The organism is Shimia abyssi, from assembly GCF_003014475.1.
GTDB classification, from domain to species: Bacteria; Pseudomonadota; Alphaproteobacteria; order Rhodobacterales; family Rhodobacteraceae; genus Shimia; species Shimia abyssi.
This window is the reverse complement of the sequence record NZ_PYGJ01000026.1, coordinates 20,623-27,467: the sequence shown is the minus strand read 5'-3', so window position 1 is coordinate 27,467 and position 6,845 is coordinate 20,623. Positions and strand designations below refer to the sequence as shown.

The window sequence follows — 6,845 nt, the reverse complement described above, 5'->3', positions numbered from 1 at the left end:
TTTGTCCGTATAAAACGTCCGCGTCCGGTACTTCATGATCAACACTCCATCTTTCCAAAAAGATTAAAGTGTTGCGTCGACCCGTTGAAACCGCACTGGCCAACTGGACAACCGCTGACTTGCCTTGAGAATTGGAAACCCTTCCGTGTTTTACTTTGGAAAGTGTTATAGGTGGGCAGCTGAACCACCCGCCATAGCGCGCCATTAAGATCCTGTATCACCCGCGCAAAATAGTGCCTTTTGAATCAAAGGGCGGCTCGTGCAGAATGACCGCTTTATGCGGGCGGCCCAGCACCATCACCTCAACCTCATCTCCCGGTTGCGCGTTCTTGACATATCCCAGGGCCAACGACATGCCAACCGAGTAGCCGTAAGTGCCCGATGTCACGCGACCAATCCCAACGCCATCCTTGAAAATCGGTTCACCGCCAGTGGCATCAGCGTTAGATGCGTCGACTTCAGCATTATCCAGATGCAGCAGTACCATCTGCTCGCGTGCCGGATTCTCCAGTACTTTCGCAGCTGCGTCTTTGTTGAGAAAGTCTTTCTCTAACTTGCACAACCGGTCCAACCCTACCTCATGCGGCCAGTATTCCGGGCTATATTCCCGGCTCCAAGAACCATAACCCTTTTCAACTCGCATCGACATGAGCGCGCGGCTGCCGACTGGGCCTGCGCCAAATTCTCGCCCAGCTTCCAGCAGTGCCTTGTAAAGGCGCGCCTGATCTTCAGTCGCACAATGCAGTTCCCAACCAAGATCTCCGGTAAAGGACACACGCAACGCCAAAACCTGAACCCCGGCCAACTCGATCTTGGCCGAACGCATGAAAGGGAAATCTCCGGTCGTAAAAGACGCGTTCGTCAAACGTTGCAGCAACTCTCGCGATTTTGGACCAGCGACATTGAATCCACAAATCTCCTCGGTTTTGCTCTGAAACGTTGTGCCGCTCGGCAGCGGAACCTGCTTAAAGAACCGCTTATGGTAACGCTCTGCCATGCCCGATCCAATAACCCAAAACTCGTCCTCACCTACGCGCGTGACTGTAAAATCACCAGCAATTCCACCACGTTTCGAGATCAACGGCGTCAGACAGGACCGACCAATCACCTTGGGCATATTGTTGGCAAAAACAGCGTTCAAATAGTCCGACGCGGCCGGTCCCTTGCAGACGTATTTTGCAAAATTCGAGATGTCGATAATGCCTGCGCGTTCCCGCAGCATCTTGCATTCTTCACCAACTGGACCCCACCAATTCTGGCGGGTGAACCCATTTGTATCGATCGTGCCGGGTTTGTCTGCAAACCACAACGGATGCTCCCAGCCAACGTTCAAACCAAATACGGCACCCAGTTCTTTCTGCATCTCGTAAATTGGACGAACCCGCGCTGGCCGCCCAGCGCTGCGTTCTTCGTTGGGAAAATGAATAGCAAAACGGTGCGCATATTGGTCCTTCACCTTGGCTTTGGTAAAATCTTTTGTCGCCCAGCTGTCAAACCGCGCCATATCCCAGCCAAACATGTCATATTCGGTCTCGCCCTCAATGATCCATTGGGCTGCCATCAATCCCATACCGCCTGATTGCGAAAATCCCGGGATAATGCCGTTGCAACAAAAATAGCCGTCCAGCTCTGGAACGGGGCCCATCAACACGTTGCTGTCCGGTGACCATATCATCGGACCATTGATCACCCGCTTGATCCCCGCCTCTCCAACAGCAGGCAGCCGTTCGATTGCGTTCATCATATTCTCTTCGATCCGCTCCAGATCGTCCGGGAACAGGTCATGCGCAAAGTCCAGCGGTGTGCCTTCCTCTGCCCAGAACTTCATGTCTTTTTCGTAGGCCCCCACCAACAGACCCTGCCCTTCCTGACGCAGATAATACTCCCCGTCACGGTCCGAAACAGAAGGCAAACGTGTGCCATGTGCGACCACATCCGTCATCGTTTCCGTCACAAAGTACTGGTGCTCTGTCGGCTGCAGTGGCAACTCAACACCGGCCAGTTTTGCCACTTCACGCCCCCAGAGGCCCGCCGCATTCACAACCCAAGGCGTCTTGATGTCGCCCTTAGGGGTTTTGACAATCCACGTGCCATCATCTTGCTGTTCGGTCGCGGTCACGGGCGTAAATCGATGAATTTCCGCACCACGCTGACGGGCGCCAACCGCATAGGCGTTAGTCACACCAGACGGATCTACATTGCCGCCATCAGGCTCATACATGACGCAACGAATGCCATCAAAATTGACCAGCGGGTTCAGCTTTTTGGCTTCTTCAATGCTGATCTCGTAGAAGTTCATGCCGTAAAGCTTGGCCTTGGCCGCTTGCAGCTTCAGTTGATGTTCGCGCGCTTCGGTTTGCGCCAGATACATCGAACCTGGCTGAAAAACGCCGCAGCTTTGTCCGGTTTCCTCTTCCAGCGCATTGTACAAATTCATCGTATAATGCTGAATGCGGCTGATATTGGTGCTGTCATGCAGCCCGTGGATATTTGCCGCGGCATGCCAAGTTGACCCGGAAGTCAGTTCGTCACGCTCCAAGAGAACAACGTCGGACCAACCGAGTTTGGCCAGATGGTAAAGGATCGAACATCCGATGACTCCGCCGCCGATTACCACGGCCTGAGCTTCTGTGCGCATTACTTGCTTCCCGCTTTGCTTGTCTCGCCTGAACCTGCCCGACATCTCGTTTCGCCGGATCAAAATCCATTTATTCAAATCCGGTTAATTGGGCGCGTCACTTGGGCTCAGCGCGTCACAATCAGACCGACTACATGCAGAGCCTAGGATACCGGCGTCCCGGTACGCCTTGTTCGTTTCTCCACAAAACAGTCTGTTTGCGACACATTCGGTCGCAACCTCGATTTCTCAAATTCCATCAAAACGCCAATCGATGTATGCGACCTAAATCCGCTAGACGCTGGTTCAACTCAATTGCTTCCGGCGCTCCACATTCGAGAGCGAAGACAAACGCGTGAGTGAGATAGAAACAAGCCGCGTCTGTGTCCCGAGCCCGTTCCCGCTCCTCAGCTGCCAATGTGTACAATCGCACTAGCTCTATCTGTTCTTCACGCGCGTGTGCCCCTAACAAGGCTCGATTCAACTCATCCCGATTCATTGTTAACCCTTCAAAGAAATCGCGACATTCTTTGTGCGCACATAATTATAAAGAGCCTCAAGCCCTTTTTCACGTCCAAAGCCCGACTTACCCACACCACCAAATGGCGTTGAAATGCCGCCTGCAAACCACTCATTTACAAAGACTTGCCCCGCTCGCAATTTACGCGCCACGCGGTGCGCTCTCGCCAGATCTTTTGTGAAAACCCCAGAAACCAGACCAAATTCTGTCCCATTTGCTATGGCGATGGCTTCGGCCTCCGTTTCAAACGGGGTAAAACAACTCACAGGCCCAAAAATCTCCTGCTGCGCCGCGTGAGATGCTGGATCGACATCTGCCAATATCGTAGGCGCCATAAAGTGACCCTTGCGATCCAGCCGTGCACCACCGGCTGCAATACGGGCACCTTCTTGGCGTGCCGTCGAAGTGACGTTTTCAATCCTGCTCAATTGTAGATCTGAAATAACCGGCGTGTGGTCTGGGTTAATCAGACCATGATCCACACTCAACCCATTGGACAGAATCGCAGACCGCTCAACAGCGTCTTCATAAATTGAGCGATCCACCAAAACCCGCGCCATAGCTGAACAAACCTGTCCAGCGTTATAGAAGATGCCGCTCTTTAGGCTGGCCAGAAACATATCCAAATCCGCGTCGTCGAACAGAATAGCAGCCGACTTACCACCTAGTTCCATCAAAGACGGTGTTACAGAATCTGCCGCCGCATGCAGTATTGCCTGACCAGTTTGAACAGACCCCGTAAAAACGATTTGATCCACTTCCGTACTTCGGACCAGACGGGCACCCAACTCACTACCGATCCCGTTTAAAATGGACACCACACCTGATGGAACGTCTGCGCGCTCAAGCGCACTGCCCAAAAGGGACAGCCCAATTGGATCCAACTCTGGTGATTTGATAACTGTCGAATTACCAGCCGCCATCGAAGGTGCCAACGAGCGCGCAGCTATGGAGACTGGAAAGTTCCACGGCACAACCTGCGCAGAAACACCAAACGGTTCGTAAGTTGTGTAGTCGACATAATCCGGACCAAGTGGAATAGACTTACCCTCGATCTTATCTGCAACACCGCCGTAGTACTCGAAATACTGCGCGGCTTCTTCGAACTCATCACGCGCTGCGTCCAGCGTTTTGCCACTTTCACGGCATAGTATTGTGGCGCCCTCATCCGCAATTGCGCGAATTTCAGAAGCAACGCGTACCATCATCCGGCTTCTAGCTGACGGTTGCATGTCTGCTAGATCGCCCCGCTCAAACGAAACACGCGCCGCTTCAAGCGCCTTGGCCAATGTTGCTTCGCCTGCCAACGCACAATCCGCAAAATGCTCTTCAGTTCCTGGATCCTCGACAGCAATCCTTGCACCGCCGTCACCTTCAACCCACGCGCCGGCTAAAAAATTTCTGGCAAGACCATCCGACATAAGATCGCTCACCCAGTGCGACCTATTTCGATCTGGGTTGCCACCCAATGATGAAAGTTGTGTGTAGGTCCATCCATTACCGGAGAAAAGCGACCCCCGTCGAACAACTCGCCGTGGCGTCCCTTTTGCATACCTTCAACCACAAACACATCTTCTTCGAAAACTGTCTTCCACTGCTGCGCATTAGATGCACGCAGCCCGTCGTATTCGGGTGTGTCCTTTTCGCTTGTCGCATAATAAAGCTCGATATGCTCGACGGTGTTCTCTTGATTAACCGGCTCCAGCACGATGGCAAAACTATGGTCACGCTGAACGCCAAGCAAAACGTTTGGGTACACAGCTATGTACTCAGCTCCCTCTTCCCACTTGTCGCTAAGGCCCGCAAAATCCGGCAGTGTTTCTCCGTCATGGTCCGTCAACTGCCGATAGACCAATGTGCCCTGACCCGAATACTGATCGCGCACTTCGATGTTGTAGTGGTCTTCCAACCGCGAATAGCTGTTCAGACCTGGATGCACCCATGGCAAATGATAGCTCTCGCAATAGTTCTCAACCGCCAGCTTCCAGTTGGATTTCACGTCCAACTTGAACCCTGACGTCTCTCCCCCGTGGAAAATCGGAACGTCAAATTCTTTCCACCGCTCCATCAACTCGCAATGCACTTCTTCAAATGCGCCAGCACTGCCATCGACATTCACAAAAATCACGTCTCGCCATACAAAGGACCTGATCCGCACCAAACTCAAATCGCTCAGGTTGACGTCATCGTGTTTATTCTGACCTGGGCCACCCACATGCGGCGTCGCGCGCAGCTCGCCTTTCAAACTATAGCACCAGCTATGATACGGGCATCGGATCGCACCGCGTATCTTTTGTGGTTTGCTTACAAGGATCATTCCACGATGGCGGCACGTGTTTTGAAAAACCCCAATCTCGCCATCACGATCCCGCACCAACAGCAATGGCATCCCAAGAAAATCAACCGGTTTGGCGTCACCCACTTCAGGGATGTCTTTCCCAAAACCGATCCCAGACCAATTCGCAAACAGAACCGTGTGTTTCTCTTCAATAAACGTATCCGGGTCCACGTAGTGTTCGTTTGGCAAACCATTGGCCGTGTTCACTTTGGTCAGAACGGACGATAGACGGCTAATTTTGTTCATCGGGCTCTCCAGAAATTCTTGGTTTTGCATCTGATGCTCTATTGGAGCATCAACTAAGCTAGCCTCAATATCAGAAAACCTCATCAGTAGTTGAATTCAACTAAACTGAAGATCCGCGTACCTCGTGCAATATCCATTCTTTCAAAGCCAATGCACTAGATGAAAGCTCATCGTCCGGACGCCCTACCAAATAAAATTGATTAGGCGCTGATATTTGGTACGGTCCAACGGGAACCAGCTTTCCGGATTCCAGCATTGGTCGGATCAATCGCGCCCAGCCCAGCGCAAGCCCTGCCCCTCTGCGCGCCATCTGAAGGGCGACCGAGTAGCTGTCGACCCGAGACTCGGCCGGGATCGCACCCCTGTATCCCAACTGGTGAAACCAATCCGGCCATGTCGTCCATGTGCGGTCGTCAGACTCCAAATGGATCAACCGCTGCTGTGCCAAACCTTCCAATGATTTTCCGACCAGCTTCTGCGCCATTTCCGGGCTGGCCACGGGGATCAAATGGTCACGATACAACGGTGTGTGGTTCAAGCTGGCATCGCGATCACGCCCATATCGTATAAAAAAATCAATGTCCGGGCGGTCTCGAAATGGCCGATCCTGCGACAATTGACTCACACTTACATCCGGCATTTCTCGCCAAAAATCGATGATGATCGGCGATAGCCACAGCGCCGCGACCGCAGTTGTCGATCCCACAGTCACACTCGCGCTCGACGAACGATCCCTGATCGTTTCTAACACCTTAGAGATCCGCACAAACGAGGATGACAGCGCATCAAAAAGCACCCTTCCATCCTCCGTCAGATCAACACCGCGATGGCGACGCTGGAATAACGCTGCCCCCAAATCCCCCTCCAGCGCTTTGATCTGGTGGCTGACCGCTCCAGGCGTAACCGACAATTCTTGCGCCGCATTCTTAAAACTCAGATGACGCGCCGCCGCTTCAAATGCGGATAATGTCGTCAATGGAGGGAGATTATAATGACGGCGTGACACTAAAACCCTAACCCCTTTGGATGAGTACTGTTCACGCAAGTATGAGTTTCTTTGAAAACAAATACTAGCAGGGAATGCCGGTTTAGCCTGTAGATCCCTCAAACCCGGTGCCAACATA

The 6,845-nt window shown here is 52.6% G+C and carries 4 protein-coding genes; all 4 read right to left on the bottom strand.

The features are described from left to right. Nucleotides 1-217: 217 nt before the first annotated feature. A complete protein-coding gene (locus CLV88_RS21895; RefSeq protein ID WP_106610545.1) occupies nt 218-2,638 on the bottom strand; it encodes a GcvT family protein in 2,421 nt (806 codons plus the stop codon). A gap of 480 nt (nt 2,639-3,118) precedes the next feature. Beyond that, nucleotides 3,119-4,570, bottom strand: coding sequence for an aldehyde dehydrogenase family protein (locus CLV88_RS21885; RefSeq protein WP_106610543.1), 1,452 nt, complete (start codon nt 4,568-4,570; stop codon nt 3,119-3,121). Continuing rightward, nucleotides 4,567-5,721: an aromatic ring-hydroxylating oxygenase subunit alpha gene (locus CLV88_RS21880; protein ID WP_106610547.1), complete on the bottom strand. Its 1,155-nt coding sequence runs from the start codon at nt 5,719-5,721 to the stop codon at nt 4,567-4,569. The genes CLV88_RS21885 and CLV88_RS21880 overlap by 4 nt, the downstream gene beginning before the upstream one ends. 100 nt (nt 5,722-5,821) lie before the next feature. Beyond that, nucleotides 5,822-6,727, bottom strand: coding sequence for a LysR substrate-binding domain-containing protein (locus CLV88_RS21875; protein ID WP_106610542.1), 906 nt, complete (start codon nt 6,725-6,727; stop codon nt 5,822-5,824). Nucleotides 6,728-6,845 lie beyond the last annotated feature (118 nt).